This window comes from Kordiimonas sp. (assembly GCF_048264555.1).
GTDB lineage: Bacteria > Pseudomonadota > Alphaproteobacteria > Sphingomonadales > Kordiimonadaceae > Kordiimonas.
In genome coordinates, this window is record NZ_JBLXCX010000004.1 from 355,924 (window position 1) to 370,047 (window position 14,124).

16 protein-coding genes are annotated in these 14,124 nt (G+C 56.1%); 10 read left to right on the forward strand and 6 right to left on the reverse strand.

Features of this window, described 5'->3' with window-relative positions:
• Window positions 1-47 precede the first annotated feature (47 nt).
• Complete coding sequence (locus tag ACN0XZ_RS13635; protein ID WP_417458328.1) at window positions 48-257, forward strand: cold-shock protein; 210 nt, start codon at window positions 48-50, stop codon at window positions 255-257.
• 9 nt (window positions 258-266) lie between these two features.
• On the opposite strand, the gene ACN0XZ_RS13640 is transcribed toward ACN0XZ_RS13635, so the two are convergent.
• Together ACN0XZ_RS13640 and ACN0XZ_RS13645 are read right to left on the reverse strand one after the other, a co-directional pair.
• Window positions 267-1,490 carry a potassium/proton antiporter gene (locus ACN0XZ_RS13640; RefSeq protein ID WP_417458329.1) on the reverse strand — a complete coding sequence of 408 codons (1,224 nt, stop codon included), beginning with the start codon at window positions 1,488-1,490 and terminating at the stop codon, window positions 267-269.
• 98 nt (window positions 1,491-1,588) lie between these two features.
• Window positions 1,589-2,245, reverse strand: coding sequence for a CatB-related O-acetyltransferase (locus ACN0XZ_RS13645; protein WP_417458330.1), 657 nt, complete (start codon window positions 2,243-2,245; stop codon window positions 1,589-1,591).
• 230 nt (window positions 2,246-2,475) lie between these two features.
• Here ACN0XZ_RS13645 and ACN0XZ_RS13650 point away from each other — a divergent pair, with 230 nt between their 5' ends.
• The 5 genes from ACN0XZ_RS13650 (at window position 2,476) to ACN0XZ_RS13670 (ending at window position 6,535) form a co-directional block, all read left to right on the forward strand.
• The gene (locus ACN0XZ_RS13650) at window positions 2,476-2,937 is read left to right on the forward strand and encodes a MarR family winged helix-turn-helix transcriptional regulator (RefSeq protein WP_417458331.1); all 462 of its coding nucleotides are present in this window, start codon (window positions 2,476-2,478) and stop codon (window positions 2,935-2,937) included.
• A complete protein-coding gene (locus tag ACN0XZ_RS13655) occupies window positions 2,934-3,692 on the forward strand; it encodes an enoyl-CoA hydratase (RefSeq protein ID WP_417458332.1) in 759 nt (252 codons plus the stop codon). Before ACN0XZ_RS13650 ends, ACN0XZ_RS13655 begins: the two co-directional genes overlap by 4 nt.
• Window positions 3,693-3,853: 161 nt before the next feature.
• The gene (locus ACN0XZ_RS13660) at window positions 3,854-5,005 is read left to right on the forward strand and encodes an MFS transporter (RefSeq protein ID WP_417458388.1); all 1,152 of its coding nucleotides are present in this window, start codon (window positions 3,854-3,856) and stop codon (window positions 5,003-5,005) included.
• 68 nt (window positions 5,006-5,073) lie between these two features.
• Window positions 5,074-5,457, forward strand: coding sequence for a phosphopantetheine adenylyltransferase (locus ACN0XZ_RS13665; protein WP_417458333.1), 384 nt, complete (start codon window positions 5,074-5,076; stop codon window positions 5,455-5,457).
• A gap of 76 nt (window positions 5,458-5,533) precedes the next feature.
• A complete protein-coding gene (locus ACN0XZ_RS13670; protein ID WP_417458334.1) occupies window positions 5,534-6,535 on the forward strand; it encodes an aminoglycoside phosphotransferase family protein in 1,002 nt (333 codons plus the stop codon).
• Between the two features lie 11 nt (window positions 6,536-6,546).
• On the opposite strand, the gene ACN0XZ_RS13675 is transcribed toward ACN0XZ_RS13670, so the two are convergent.
• Both ACN0XZ_RS13675 and ACN0XZ_RS13680 read right to left on the reverse strand, forming a co-directional pair.
• The gene (locus ACN0XZ_RS13675; protein WP_417458335.1) at window positions 6,547-7,674 is read right to left on the reverse strand and encodes a glycosyltransferase; all 1,128 of its coding nucleotides are present in this window, start codon (window positions 7,672-7,674) and stop codon (window positions 6,547-6,549) included.
• Between the two features lie 99 nt (window positions 7,675-7,773).
• Window positions 7,774-8,631 (reverse strand): universal stress protein, encoded by an 858-nt coding sequence (locus tag ACN0XZ_RS13680; RefSeq protein ID WP_417458336.1) that lies wholly within the window; start codon window positions 8,629-8,631, stop codon window positions 7,774-7,776.
• Between the two features lie 144 nt (window positions 8,632-8,775).
• Between ACN0XZ_RS13680 and ACN0XZ_RS13685 the strand changes: the two genes are divergently transcribed.
• The 3 genes from ACN0XZ_RS13685 to ACN0XZ_RS13695 are packed head-to-tail and all read left to right on the forward strand — an operon-like array spanning window position 8,776 to window position 11,164.
• Window positions 8,776-9,096: a PepSY domain-containing protein gene (locus ACN0XZ_RS13685; protein WP_417458337.1), complete on the forward strand. Its 321-nt coding sequence runs from the start codon at window positions 8,776-8,778 to the stop codon at window positions 9,094-9,096.
• Between the two features lie 38 nt (window positions 9,097-9,134).
• The gene (locus ACN0XZ_RS13690; RefSeq protein ID WP_417458338.1) at window positions 9,135-9,806 is read left to right on the forward strand and encodes a response regulator transcription factor; all 672 of its coding nucleotides are present in this window, start codon (window positions 9,135-9,137) and stop codon (window positions 9,804-9,806) included.
• Window positions 9,803-11,164, forward strand: a complete 1,362-nt coding sequence (locus ACN0XZ_RS13695) for an ATP-binding protein (RefSeq protein WP_417458339.1) — start codon at window positions 9,803-9,805, stop codon at window positions 11,162-11,164. Before ACN0XZ_RS13690 ends, ACN0XZ_RS13695 begins: the two co-directional genes overlap by 4 nt.
• Before the next feature lie 2 nt (window positions 11,165-11,166).
• Here ACN0XZ_RS13695 and ACN0XZ_RS13700 read toward each other — a convergent pair whose 3' ends face one another.
• Window positions 11,167-11,592 carry a DUF423 domain-containing protein gene (locus ACN0XZ_RS13700; RefSeq protein ID WP_417458340.1) on the reverse strand — a complete coding sequence of 142 codons (426 nt, stop codon included), beginning with the start codon at window positions 11,590-11,592 and terminating at the stop codon, window positions 11,167-11,169.
• A 436-nt stretch (window positions 11,593-12,028) separates the two neighbouring features.
• On the opposite strand from ACN0XZ_RS13700, the gene ACN0XZ_RS13705 reads away from it, so the two are divergent.
• Window positions 12,029-13,720 carry an ATP-binding protein gene (locus ACN0XZ_RS13705; protein ID WP_417458341.1) on the forward strand — a complete coding sequence of 564 codons (1,692 nt, stop codon included), beginning with the start codon at window positions 12,029-12,031 and terminating at the stop codon, window positions 13,718-13,720.
• Here ACN0XZ_RS13705 and ACN0XZ_RS13710 read toward each other — a convergent pair.
• Window positions 13,617-14,060, reverse strand: coding sequence for a universal stress protein (locus ACN0XZ_RS13710; RefSeq protein ID WP_417458342.1), 444 nt, complete (start codon window positions 14,058-14,060; stop codon window positions 13,617-13,619). The genes ACN0XZ_RS13705 and ACN0XZ_RS13710 overlap by 104 nt on opposite strands.
• Window positions 14,061-14,124 lie beyond the last annotated feature (64 nt).

Consider the following 14,124-nt stretch of genomic DNA (forward strand, 5'->3'; position numbering starts at 1 on the left):
TCAGTGTGTGAATAGGCGAGCATCTTGAGCGACATAAGAGGGACAAAGTGGCAACCGGTACTGTGAAATGGTTCAACATGAGCAAGGGTTATGGTTTCATCGCGCCGGATGAGGGTGCGGATGATGTTTTTGTTCATATCTCAGCGCTCAAGGCTGCAAACATCGCGGTGCTGCATGAGGATGAGAAGGTCACCTTTGAAGTGGAAGAAGGCCCCAAGGGTCGCACGGTGGCAACAAACCTCAAGCTGCTCGGCTAAACCTGTTTTCTAGGTTGCCGGTTTTTGCGCTTCAGGCTTAGCTCCCTCGTCAGGTGCTGCCACGCGGAACAGCCGCCCGGCGGGGGATACTGTCCAGCCCTGAATGAAAAGCGATGCGCCCACCATTATAAACACGAGGTTGAAGAAGTTGGGGGTCATGGGCCCTGGGCTGATAACCGGGATGATGGCGAGGAAGATGGGCACCGCGCCCCTCAAGCCCACCCAGCCGATGTAAAGTTTTTCGTTCAGCGAAAACTTGAACGGTGCAAGGCACAACAGCACCGCCACAGGCCGCGCGATAAAAATTAGGATTGCCGCGAGGATCAAACCTTCCGTCACCATCTCGGGCAGGGCGCTTGGGGTAACGAGCACCCCCAGCATGACAAACATGGCGATTTGTGCGAGCCACGCCAAGCCTTCATGAAAGTGGGCCAGCCTTTCCTTACCGTGTTTGCCGGTGTTCGCGACCGTTACCCCAAACAGATACACCGCAAGGAAGCCGGACCCGCCAGCGAGCGCCACGCCTGAATAGGTACACATGCCCGCCATCAGGAAAAAAGGCGGGTTAAGCCCCGTGGGCAAGGTGACCTTGCTGACAATGAAAGAGACAATCGCCCCGCCTGCCACGCCGCCAATCAGGCCAAGGCCCATTTGCTGAATGAAGCTTGGTGTTGCGCTGATGATGGACCCGAGCGTGAAGTCCGCGCCTGTATCAACGATGGCAACAAAGGTGAGCGTCATGAAAATGGCGATCGGGTCATTGAGGCCGGATTCGATGAAGAGCGTGTCCTTGATTTTGGCGCGTGGCGCTACCTTGCTGTGATTCAGCAGCATGAAGGTGGCCGCGGCGTCTGTTGAGCCGACAACAGCGCCAAGAAGCATGCCTTCCGCGAGCGGGCGACCAAAAATGAAATGATAGGCCACCCCCACCCCCACGGCGGTGAGCAGCACACCAAGGGTTGCCAGAATGCCGGAGGGTATGCCCGCTTTCTTAAAATTCTTGAGCTTGGTATCAAGCCCACCCGAGAGCAGGATCATGGCAAGGCACAGGGAGCCGAGCGTGTAGGCGAAGCTGAAATTATCAAACTCGATCCCGCCCGGGCCGTCCTCCCCCAGCAGCATGCCAAACCCAAGGAAGAGAAGAAGGATGGGCGCTTGCAGCTTTGAGGAAAGCGGCACAATGAGGATGCTGAACACGGCAATGCCGGTGAGGATGAAAATCAGCGCGTCCATCGGGGCAGGGGGCTCCTTCAAGGGGTGTTTCACGGTGGTTGGTGGTGGCGCCCGGCAGAAAACCGCGCGCCGGATATCTATCATGCAACAGTATGTCGTTATTGCGGCGTCAGGTCATCAACTTTACCGGCCATCAGGGCGGGAATATTGGCAGTGATGTCCTCAACAGGCCAAAACCACCACTCAAGCGCCAGCAGGCGGTCTATGGTGGTTTCATCAAAGCGCATTTTGATAACCCGTGCCGGATTGCCGCCCACAATGGCGTAAGGTGGCACATCGTCTGTGACAACCGACCCCGCAGCGATGATTGCGCCTGAGCCGATTTTCACCCCCGGCATGATCATTGCCTTGTAGCCGATCCAGACATCATGGCCGACGATGGTGTCGCCGCGCGTGGGCAAACCCATAAGCAGGCCTATATGCTCGCCCCAGCTTTCACCAAAAATCGGGAAGGGGAAGGTGGAGGGACCGTCCATCCTGTGGTTCGCACCATTCATGATGAAGGTGGTGCCGGTTGCGAAGGCGCAAAAACGGCCAATCTCAAGCCGGTCCCCATTGGCTTCATAGTGGTAGAGAACATTGCGTTCCTGAAAACGTTCCGGCTCATCCGGGTCGTCATAATAGCTATAGTCGCCCACCTGTATGTTGGGGCCGGTCACTACTGTTTTGAGGAATACAACACGGTTTGTGGCCGCAAGCGGGAAACGTGTGTTTGCATCGGGTGCTAGCGCACCGTTTTTTGAGGATGTTTGCATAACAAAACCTATATCCGAAAAAGGGAAAAAACACAGACCCTTTCGCCAGCCATGCTGGGGGCAGGGATGATTAAGCGGTTTTGTTCATTGGTAGTTTCCTCCTTGTCTTCCCGCTTATATAGGGTGCCATGGTGGCTATCGCAACAGTATGCAGCGGACAAGGCTTGCTATCGCGATATATTTCGGATACGAACTAAATAGTTCACATGCGAAATATATGGATGAAAGCAATGGCGGACCCTCGTATTTTCCATCTGCTGCACCTGAGCCACCGGGCAATTTTCCGGGCTGCGGACCGTGTTCTGATGGACCGGTTTGGCATTACCGCGGGCCAGAATGCCGTGCTGCTTTACCTTTACAAACATGAAGGTGCGATGATGGGGGCGGTGGCTGCGGCGCTTGGGCTCAAAAATGCGGCAACCTCCGGCCTTGTGGACCGGATGGAGCAAAAAGACCTTGTGGAGCGCAGGCCAAGCACATCTGACGGGCGGGCGTATGAACTATACCTCAAGCCTTATGGCCGCGACATTGCGGAAAAATCCAAAGCCATCATCAAAGCCAGCAACGACTATCTGCTTGACGGGCTTGATGACGGCAAACGCGACACCATCACCAATTTTCTGGAAACCATTATCGAGCGGGCCGAAAACTTCGGCAGCCACGACCTTGACGACGAAGGACAACAGCCATGACCGACCATATCCTTACCGAAATTCGGGACCGTGTTCTCCACATCACCTTCAACCGGCCGGAGAAGAAAAACGCGCTCACGCACGCCATGTACGCCAAGATGGTGGACGCCATGCGTGCGGCGGATGAAGACGATGGTGTGCGCGCCATTCTGTTCACAGGGGCGGGGGATGTGTTCACCTCTGGCAATGACCTGGCGGACTTTCGCGACACACCGCCCCTTGGGGCTGACGCACCAGTGACGCAGTTTCTTGGCTGTTTGCTGAACGCGAAAAAGCCGCTGGTGATGGCAGTGAACGGCATTGGTGTGGGCATCGGGCTCACGATGCTGCTGCATGCTGATATTGTGTACGCAAGCGAGAATGCTGTGTTGCAGGCCCCGTTTGTGGATCTGGCGCTGGTGCCGGAAGCTGCGTCATCCCTTTTGCTGCCGCGCCTTGTGGGGCACGCAAAAGCGGCGGAGATTTTCATGCTGGGTAAACGTGTGAGCGCGGATGAAGCTTACACCATGGGGCTGGTCTCTCAGGTATTTAAAGCGGATGAACTGGCGGCGGCCGCAGGCAAGGCCGCGCTCGCGCTCGCGAAAAAAGCGCCGCAATCCCTCCAGCTTACCAAAAAGCTGATGCGCGGGGACCGTGAGGTGGTGGCTGCCCGCATGGCAGAAGAAGGCAAGCTTTTTGGTGAGCGGCTGACCTCACCCGAGCTGATGGAAGCCATCATGGCCTTCATGCAAAAACGGGAGCCAAACTTCGGCTGATCTTTTAGCGTACCGCGCCGCTTTGAAATAAATATAGAAATTAATTTAGAAAATGAGTAAGGTCGCTTCCCTGTCATGAGGAGGCGGCCTTGCCCGATACCGATCAATCAGCAACTACCCCCGTGAAAAACTGGCGCACACCTGAGGTGTGCCTTGTGCTGATGGCAGCCGCCGCACCGTTCAGCTTTTCCATCTGGATGGCGCTTCTCAATAACTTTACGCACGACTATGCAAATTTTGGCGGTACCGAGATCGGCATATTGCAAAGCCTACGGGAGATACCCGGCTTTCTCGCGTTCACGGCCGTTTTTGTGCTTCTTATCTTGCGGGAGCAGGTTTTTGCGGTGCTGTCGCTCTCTCTGCTCGGGCTTGGGGTGGCGCTCACAGGGTTTTTCCCCAGCGAATATGGGCTTTATTTCACCACCGTGGTGATGTCGATCGGCTTTCATTATTTTGAGACGATCCAGATGTCGCTCTCGCTGCAGTGGTTGCCGAAGGAAATTGCCCCCAAGGCGCTTGGTTGGCAGATGTCCGCGAAATCAGTCGCATCCATCGCCGCATATGGCCTTGTGTGGCTCGGCCTTGAGCTGTTGGGGCTTGAGTTCGCATGGCTTTATGCCATTGGTGGCGGTGTGACCGTCGCGCTCGCGCTTTATATCTGGGCTGCGTTCCCGCGCCATGACGGGCATGAAGTGCAGCACAAAAAAATCATCCTGCGCAAACGCTACTGGCTTTATTACGCGCTCACCTTCATGGGCGGCGCGCGGCGGCAGATATTTGTGGTGTTTGCCGGTTTCCTGCTGGTGTCAAAATTCGGCTATTCGGCGTCAGAGGTGGCGGCGCTTTACCTGATCAATCACCTGATCACGTCTTTTGTGGCCCCGATGCTCGGGAGTGTGATTTCCCGTTTTGGGGAACGGAATGCGCTGATTTTCGAGTATATCGGGTTGATCGCGGTTTTCCTCGGATATGCTTATGTGGCGGCGCCTGAGGTGGCGGCAGTGCTTTATGTGCTGGACCACCTGTTTTTCTCCTTCGCGATAGCGCAGAAAAGCTATCTGCAAAAAATAGCGGACGCGCGGGATATCGCGGCCACGTCAAGCGTGAGCTTCTCCATCAACCATATCGCCGCGGTGGTGATCCCCTTCCTGTTTGGGGCATTCCTGTGGCCCATCTCACCGGCCTATGTGTTTGTCGCGGGTGCGATCATGGCGGGCATTTCGCTCATTCTGTCGTTCAATGTGCCGCGTACGCCCATGCCCGGTAACGAGGTGGTGGTGGGGCACCGTTCAGCGCCCCTCGCGGCGGAATAGGCAAAAGCGATTGGCCTTTCCTCTGCCTCAGGGGTAAGCTTCTCAGGCTTAACCGGAGGGAGGACCAAATGGCTGAGCCGTTGACCAAAATCATCTTCCTGCTTGTAGGGCTCATTAACTTCCTGCCGGTTATGGGGGTGATGGGGCCAAGCACGCTTTCGGCACTTTACGGTGTTGATGTGGCGGAAGATGCCGCGCTTACGCTCCTGATGCAGCACCGCGCCATGCTGTTTGGTATTGTGGGCGGTTTTATCCTGCTGGCGGCTTTCCGCCCCACGCTGCGCACGCCCGCTATGGTGCTTGGTTACCTGAGCATGCTTGGCTTTATTGTGCTTTACCTTGGTTCTGGCGCACCCGATGCACTCACAAACATCTTCTGGACAGATGTGGCCGCCTGTGTGCTGTTTGCCGTGCCACTTTTGATGGCGCGCCTGAAGCGCGACCCGGCGTAATCGCATTTGCGCACGCAGGCCAAGCTGTACTATGAAGCCCTTAGCGGCATTTGCTTTGAGTTGAGGATGGCACGATATGGCTGATGGTATGACGATGCGCTCACGCGATCAGCTTGGGTTTTTGCGCCAGTGTGGTTGGGCTGGCGCCGAGGTGACCCCGCTGATCCCGGATGCATCTTACCGCAGCTATAAACGCCTGCATCTGCACGGTGAGCACCGCATGCTGATGGATGCCCCGCCACCCCGCGAAAACCTGAACGCCTACCTGGATATGACCGCACACTTGAGGGGCCTTGGCCTTCGGGTGCCCGAGGTGTACGCGGAGGATCGCGCGCTTGGCTATGCCCTGATTGAGGACTTCGGTGATGACACCTTCACGCGCCTTCTGGAAGCAGGCAAGGATGCGCGAACGCTTTATATGATCGCGACAGACGTGCTGATCACACTGCACAGCCATGAGCGCGCGCGGGATATCGCGTTGGCGCCCTATGATATGCCGTCGCTTCTACGGGAAGCCGCACTCTTTGTAGACTGGTTTGTGCCTGCGGTACGCGGGAGAAGCGTGAGCGCGGAAGAACGCACGTGCTATATGGTTGCCTTTGAGGAAGCGCTTGGTGGCGTGGCTCTATGCCGGGATACGCTGGTGCTCAGGGACTATCATGTGGATAACCTGATGATCCTTGGTGAAACCTTTGACGCGGGTCATTGCGGTCTGCTTGACTATCAGGATGCGCTTATCGGCTCCCCGGCTTATGACGTGATCTCGCTTATTGAAGATGCGCGCTGTGACGTAAGCCCAGACGTGCGAGACGCGGTGCTGGAACGTTACTTCAGCGCCATGCCGCATGTGGACCGTGCGGCTTTCATGGCAGACATGATGCTCCTTGGGGCGCAGCGCAGCGCCAAGATCGCCGGGCTTTTTATTCGCCTAAGCAGGCGCGACAACAAGCATATCTACCTCAAGCATTTGCCGCGGGTAAACGCGCACCTGAACCGTTGCCTACAAGCGGATGTGCTCCGTGGGGTGCAGCAGGCTGTTGAGGCAATGCTGCCCGGTTTCCCGAATGTGGCTTATTAGGCCGGTACCACTTACTTCCGGTTTTTCGCGAGGATATCCATAAACAGCGCGTCATAAGCGTCAATCATGCCTTCAAGCGAAAACTCGCGTTTGGCTTTGGCTTGATTAGACGCCCCGATACGTTTGCCGCTCTCTGGCCGGTTGAGGAGGGCCGAGATATTGCGCGCGAGCGCCCCGGCGCTGATCTCCTGTACATAAGGCGCGTTTTGGGAGCTGACCATGTCTGCCACATCTCCCACATCGGTGGAGACAATCGGCAAGCCCACGGACATGGCCTCAATAACCGAAAGTGGCATCTGCTCCGTATCAGACGACAGGGCAAAAATTTCAAACGCAGGCACGATATGCTCGGGCGCGTCGAGGTTGCCCGCGAAAATCACCTTGTCATAAAGGCCGATACGCTCAGCCAGCATCTTGAGCGGTTTCATGCCGATACCGTCCCCCACAATCACCAGGCGGGCTTTGGGGTATAGTTCAGAAACCTGGGCAAACGCTTCAATAAGCCGCCCGACGTTTTTCTCGGGCCGGAGGGCCGCGACTGTGCCGATAATGCGGTGGTCTGCCTCAAGCCCCAGTTTTTTCATGAGCGCCTGATCGGGTGGGCAGATGAAGCGCTCCACATCAATACCGTTCGGGATATAATGCAGCTTTGATGAGCGAATGTGCCAACTGCCGCGCGCGATGGTTTCCAGCTTGCGGGATGGCACCACAACACCGTCACAGCCCTGATAGGCTAGCATGCGGGTAAGCTTCCGGTGCAGCTTTTCACGGGTCTGCTCGTCAGGTCCAAAACCATCCTGAATGTGAACGGATGGGCATTTTTTCGACAGCAGATTTGAAAGCGCCCACTCCACGCTGCCCCAATTGTAGGTGACCATCAGGTCTGGCGCATAGTCTTTCAGCAAGGTGCCGCAGGCATGAATGGCGGCAAAACCGCTTTTGTCCGGGAAACGAGGGAGATCATCTTTCGGGATGCTGACATCCCGCACGAGCGACAGCGCATCGTAACAACCATTCATGGCAAAAACGGAATGGGTGAAGCGGCCTTGCCTGCGGTTGATCAGGCTGACAAGACGCCGCTGCGCGCCGCCAACCTCGAAAGACGGGAAAACATGCAATATCCGTGGTTTAACCGACAAGGCTGTGCTCCCGACCGCTTCTGATCACCCTCCTGTCATACTGGCAGGAGGGGTTTAAGATCAAGCGCGAAAGGATTTTAGGCGCTCTACCACTGGTGCCTAGTGGCTCATGAAAATGGGCAGCTTGCTTTTTGCGACGATATGCCGGGTCACGCCGCCAAGCACCAGCTCCCGCCAGCGCGAGTGGGAATAGGCGCCAAGCACGACCGTGTCCGCCGACATGTCGGATGCGAGCGACAGCAACTGGTTGCCGATGGAGTTATCTTCCACATTCTCCTGCCGGGCGCGGGCCTCAATGCCATATTCACCGAGATAATCGATGACATCTTCAAGGCCGGGGCGGGCGTCATCCTTGTCCCCGATCTGCACAACGGTGACCTTTTCGGCCCCGATCAGCATGGGCATGGCACCGGCCACGGCGCGCGCACCTTCGGCCCGGCCGTTCCATGCGATCATCACATGGCGGCCAACCTCGCGGTCATAGCCTGCAGGTACCATAAGAACCGAACGACCCGAGCGGAAGATCAGGTCATGGAAGATGTCGTCACTGTCCGGCATGTCGCTGCTGGGTTGCGCACAGATGGCAAGGTCTGCCGTGCGGGCGCGCCTGCCAACATGGTCTGTGATCTGACCCGTGACGGTAGACCAGCGCGCACGGGCATGGTCGCTATGTTCGCCTTTTTTGATGATCTTGATATTTGAGGCCTGCATAAGCGCGAGGAAGTCTTTCTCCGCTTTCTCCGCATTCGCCAAGCCTTCTTTTTCAGCACTGTCGCATAGCTGCTGGATCATATCTGCGGTCAACCCTTCGCCCATGAAGGGGATGGCCATGCGAGGGTCAGGCCGAATGAAAAGCCCGTGAAGGGACGCGTGGAAACGTTTGGTGAGGTCTGCTGCGACGCGGCTGAGGCTCTCAGCATCAACACAATAGGTGAGGGGGAGCAGAATAGATTTCATCGAATTTGCCTCCTTCTGGTTTCGGCCCTATAGAAGGTAATGAGACATTGGCCGGGTTTGGTCTTTGATTTGGATCAAGGCTTACCAATTAGACCACGAACGGTTCATCATGCGTTCACTGCTGCCACAGTATGAGTATAACCCATGAAACGACTTATTTGTATTTTACTGTTGATTACAGCGCTGCCGCTGATGCCACACCCGATTGGTATCGGTGACAGCCAGCCTGCAGTCGCGGCAGATGAACAGGATGACGTGCTGAAAGCGATCAAGCGCGGCGACGTCATGCCGTATTCAAAAATCAAACGCATTGCCGAATCAAAACTGAACGGTGTGGTGGTTGGCCAGCAACTTCGCCGCACCAACCGGGGTTGGCAATACGATCTTAGGGTCAGGCGGAAAGATGGCAGAGTTATGGTTGCCATAGTTAACGCACAAACTGGTGAGATTTTGCGCACACGATAAGGCCTGCCATTGGGGCCGACCTGGATGGGGAAAGATTTATGCGTATTTTGATTGTTGAAGATGATGCGGCGCTTGCCGCGCAGATGAAACAAAGCCTGATGGATGTGGGCTATTCTGTTGACCACGCCGAAGATGGCGAGGATGGCCATTTCCTCGGTGATACAGAACCCTATGATGCGGTTATTCTGGATCTTGGCCTGCCGATCATGGACGGTGCCAGTGTGCTTAAGAAATGGCGCTCAGACGGGCGTGAAATGCCGGTGCTTATCCTGACCGCGCGTGACGGTTGGACCGACAAGGTTGAAGGCCTGGATGCTGGCGCGGATGATTACCTGACCAAGCCTTTCATGATGGAAGAGCTTCTGGCACGGCTTCGGGCGCTTATTCGTCGCTCAGTCGGGCAATCAAGCCCGCAACTAAGCTGTGGCCCTGTGCTTCTGGATACCCGAAACGGGCGTGTGAGTGTGGACGGCAGGGCGATAAAGCTGACAGCGCAGGAGTTCAAGCTGCTTTCCTACCTGATGCACCATGAGGGCAAGGTGATCTCCCGCACCGAGCTTACAGAGCATATTTATGACCAGGATTTTGACCGTGATTCGAACACCATCGAGGTGTTTGTAAACCGGATCAGGAAGAAGCTGGACGTGCCAATTATCGGTACCGTGCGCGGGCTAGGTTACCGCCTCGAGTGGCAGGAGGGTAAAGCGTGATCACGGCTTCTGGCCGTTTTTTCAAGTCTCTGACCGGGCGGCTTTTGCTGTCTGCGCTTTTGTGGTCGGCTGCCGCGCTTGCCATTGGCGGCATGCTGCTTTCTTTTGCTTTTCGCTCCTATGTGCTCACGGATATCGACCAGAAACTCGAGATGCAGATCGACACCATGGTGGGGATCAGCGAAATCTCCCCTGAAGGGGTGCTCAGGTTCAGCCAGCCGCTGCTGGATCAACGTTTTGCTGCGCCCTATTCGGGCTGGTACTGGCAGATATCCGAGGTGGATAACCCACCATTTCGCTCCCGCAGCTTATGGGATTTTGAGCTGACGCCTGATTTGAGTGTGCGGGCGTTCTCGCTCAAGCTCTCTGAAGTGGAGGGGCCGGACGGCCAGATGCTGCGCATGGCGGAGCGGGATATCATCCTGCCGGAAGCTGACCGTATTTTCCGCTATCAGGTGGGCACAGACACCGCCGAGGTGCGGGACGCCATCGCCCAGTTCAACTGGCTTTTGGTGGGTGCGCTGGCGCTGATCATGCTCACCGTGTCACTGGCGCTTGTCATTCAGGTTGCCTACGGGCTCAGGCCGCTCAGAAACCTCCGCCGTGCACTCACGGAAGTGCGCAGTGGCCACAAAGCCCGTATCGAGGGGAACTGGCCGGAAGACCTGAAACCCCTCGCGCAGGAAATTAACGCGCTTGTGGACCAGAACGAGAAGCTGGTGGACCGTGCGCGTACCCATGTGGGGAACCTGGCCCATGCCCTTAAAACCCCGCTCAGTGTGATCCTGAACGAGGTTGAAGGGGATAGCAGCAAAAAAGGGCAGGCCATTGCGCTGCAAACCAAAAGTATCCGCGACCATATTGACCATCACCTGAAGCGCGCGCGCATTGCAGGTGGGGGCACGGGGCCTGGGCTGCCGATAAAGGAGCGGGTTGAAAAGCTTGGCCGCGCCATTGAACGCCTGAACCGAGACAAGGGGCTGAGCGTTGAGGTTTCCTGCCCGGAGGACTTGAAATTTGATGGTGAGAAAGAGGACTTTGATGAGCTTCTTGGCAATATTGTCGACAACGCAGGCAAGTGGGCACGCGCGCGGGTGACGTTGCACGCGGTGCCGGTAACCTCGCAACTGCGGCGCCCGATGATGGAAATCAGGGTTGAGGATGATGGCCCTGGTGTGCCAGCGGATGAGCGCGAAACTTTGTTCGAACGCGGCAAGCGGCTTGATGAACATGTGCCGGGCACAGGCCTCGGGCTTGCCATCGCACGGGATATTGTCGAGCTATACGGCGGGCAGGCATCACTTGAAGAAGCAAAGCTTGGTGGCCTTGCGGTGATCCTGCTGTTGCCCGCAAAATAGCGTTAGCGTTTATTGCCTTTGAAGGCGGTGAGCGCCATTAGCCCCCACCCAAGCATGAGTGCAAGGCCGCCAATGGGGGTGACCCAGTGAAAAGCACCAAGGCTCCCCGGCCCCATAACCGCCCGCACATAAAGGCTGCCTGAGAAGGCGATGATGCCTAGAAGAAAGGCATTCGCCGCATAGCTGCCCACACGGTTAGCGCTATCGCTTCTGCTCATCAGCCAAGCAAGGCCCAGTAGGGCAAAGGTATGGTAAAACTGGAAGGTGGCGGCCTGTGTGAACAGTGCTTTGTCAGCCTCCGCGATTTTGCCGGAGAGGAAGTGCGCGCCAAGGGCCGATGCGGCGGTGGCAATAAGGCCGTTTAAGGCGGCGATGGCCGCGACGGTGGTGTGTTTCACATTAAAGCCTTTATCGTAAGTTATGCTCATATATATGGTAGCGTTGCCATATTTATCACCCTGAGGTAGCAATGATGTTACTGCCTAAACCTTGTTTTTGTTGCCAGTACCCGTATCATCTTGGTGTTGATTTGCCCTAAAGGTCTTGGAAATACAAGCTTTATCGAGTTCATCAAATGATGAAAGCAATGCTTGGCAAGGGCAAAAATTATGGTACAGTTATTACAGTAAAAATTGTATTTGGCACGGTGTGCGCGCAGTCAGGCGGGGGCTTGGCTGCTTGAGAGAGACAAATAGTTGCACGTGTGGGCGGTATCTGGTGGTTGAGGCTGCGTAGCAGAGCATCAGGGTTTCCGAAGGAGGCAAGTGGTAACTATCGGGCAAAGGTTGGGGCGCTGATTTTTGTTTCCGGCTTTAAGTCGGGCCTTTGGTGAGAGGTTCACCCAAGGTGGGTAAGGAGACCGCAGTGCTGCAGGAAATTATAAATACCGCCAATATGGGCTTTGTTGTTGTTGGGCCCCAGCTTGATATACGGCTTTGGAACCGTTGGATGGTTCAGGTTACGGGTATCGAAAGCGAAGTTGCGTGCTGTAAGACGCTTATTGAAGCGCTGCCGTCTGTTAAACATTCCTCCCTGATAGAGAAGGTTGAAAGTGCGCTTGAGAAAGGCATGTCTGTCAGGCTGCCGCCCGGCAGCGCCAATCAGATATCGGAACTTGGCGCGGTTAATATTCTGGTGCAGCCGCTTAAGGCCAGACGGCACCTGCATACCCTGAGGCCGCTGAATGAAGAGAAGGCGGACCCCTTGTGCCTTATCCAGTTCAGTGTGCAGAGCGAAAAACCGCTTGTGGCGCCTGTGGCCACTGATGTGGCGCATGATGGCCTTGCGGATAGTACCACGGACGCACGATTTGAATTTCTGGCCACCATTGGCCACCAGATCAGAACGCCCGTGAACGGGGTGCTTGGTGTGGCAGACCTGCTGGCCGGCACCAAATTGAACCATGAACAGCGCAAATATGTGGACCTTCTGGTGCGCTCAGGCCAATCGCTCCTCGATTTTATCAATGAGATGACCGACCTGTCGCTTCTTGAGGCCGGGCAGGTCACGCTCCAGCCAGAGACATTTAACCTACCGCGCCTGATGCAGGATGTGATGAACCTGTTTGCATCAAGCGGTTCGGTCAAAGGCGTGCGTGGGGTGGTGGACCTGCCAAAGGGCTTGCCCACGTTTATTCGAACGGACGCGCACAAGCTTCGGCAGATACTCGTTAATCTGCTGAGTAACGCCTTCAAATTCACCGATAAGGGCCGCGTGAGCCTGAACGTTTCATATGAAGGTGAAGCGCAGCGCGGCACCTTGACGTTCGAGATTGCTGACACTGGCGTGGGCATTCCGCCCGCTCGCATCAACGGGCTCTTTGAAAAGCTGCGGATGGACGCTACCGGCATCTCGCGCCTCTTTAATAAAACCGGCCTTGGGCTCTATATCTGCCATGAGCTTGTTGAACTTTTTGGCGGCGAGATCAGGGTGGAAAGCGCGGTCGGCCAGGGCACTGTTTTCACTGTTTCCCTGCCTGTAGAGGTTGCTGATGAGCGCACCGGCCTGATGGCCGAGAGTGGCAAAGCCAAAGCGCTATCTGGCGACGGGTATGGCCCGTGGCGGGTGTTGGTGGCGGAAGATAACCCTGTGAACCAGACGCTGATTTGCAAGCTCCTTGAAAAACAGGGGCATTCGGTTGTGCTCGCGGCCAACGGGCAAGAGGCGGTGACGGCAGTTCAGATTCAGGAGGCGTTCGACATAATCCTGATGGATATCAGCATGCCGGTGATGGACGGCCTTGAGGCCACGGCGTTGATCCGCTCGCTTGTTGGTCGTAATGGGCAAGTGCCTATCATCGCGCTCACTGCCCATGCCATGGGCGGTGACCGAGAACTATTTCTTGAGGCCGGGATGGACGGGTATCACAGTAAGCCGGTAAACCCGCCCAAGCTTTTTGAAGCCATGGCCCGCACCATTGAAGAACATCGGCGGAACAAGGCAAGAATGTTTGCTAAGGAACAAGGACAACCGGCACGCCCAGAGAATGAGCCAGCGAATTGGCCACGCTCCCGAGAATCAGATCCGCGACACGAGAACGACCCCTACGACCCATGAAAACATAGGCTGGCCGTTCCGCCTTTGCTAACTCGCGAATAATTTTTACCGGATGACCCCAGTGAAGTTCCGATGTGATGGTCACGCCACTTTTTTCGTGTTTTTGTGCGAGTGGGCTTAGAATCTGCTCGCGAGCCATATGTTCTTCTTGTTGTTTTTCCAGCGGACGCGCCGCAATCTCCTCGACGGTCATCGCTTGAAAGCCGGACCACGGAATAACCGTGATCAAACGAACTTCAGCGCCGGTTTTCTGTGCGAGGCCCACAGCGTGATCGGCGGCACGCTCACCCCATTCGCTACCGTCTACGGCGACAAGATAGAGATTGTTTTTTTTGGTCATGGGTATCCCTCCTGTTTCTGGAACGAAGGGAAATGTATTCTTGGTTGACGGCCTTTGCCTTGAT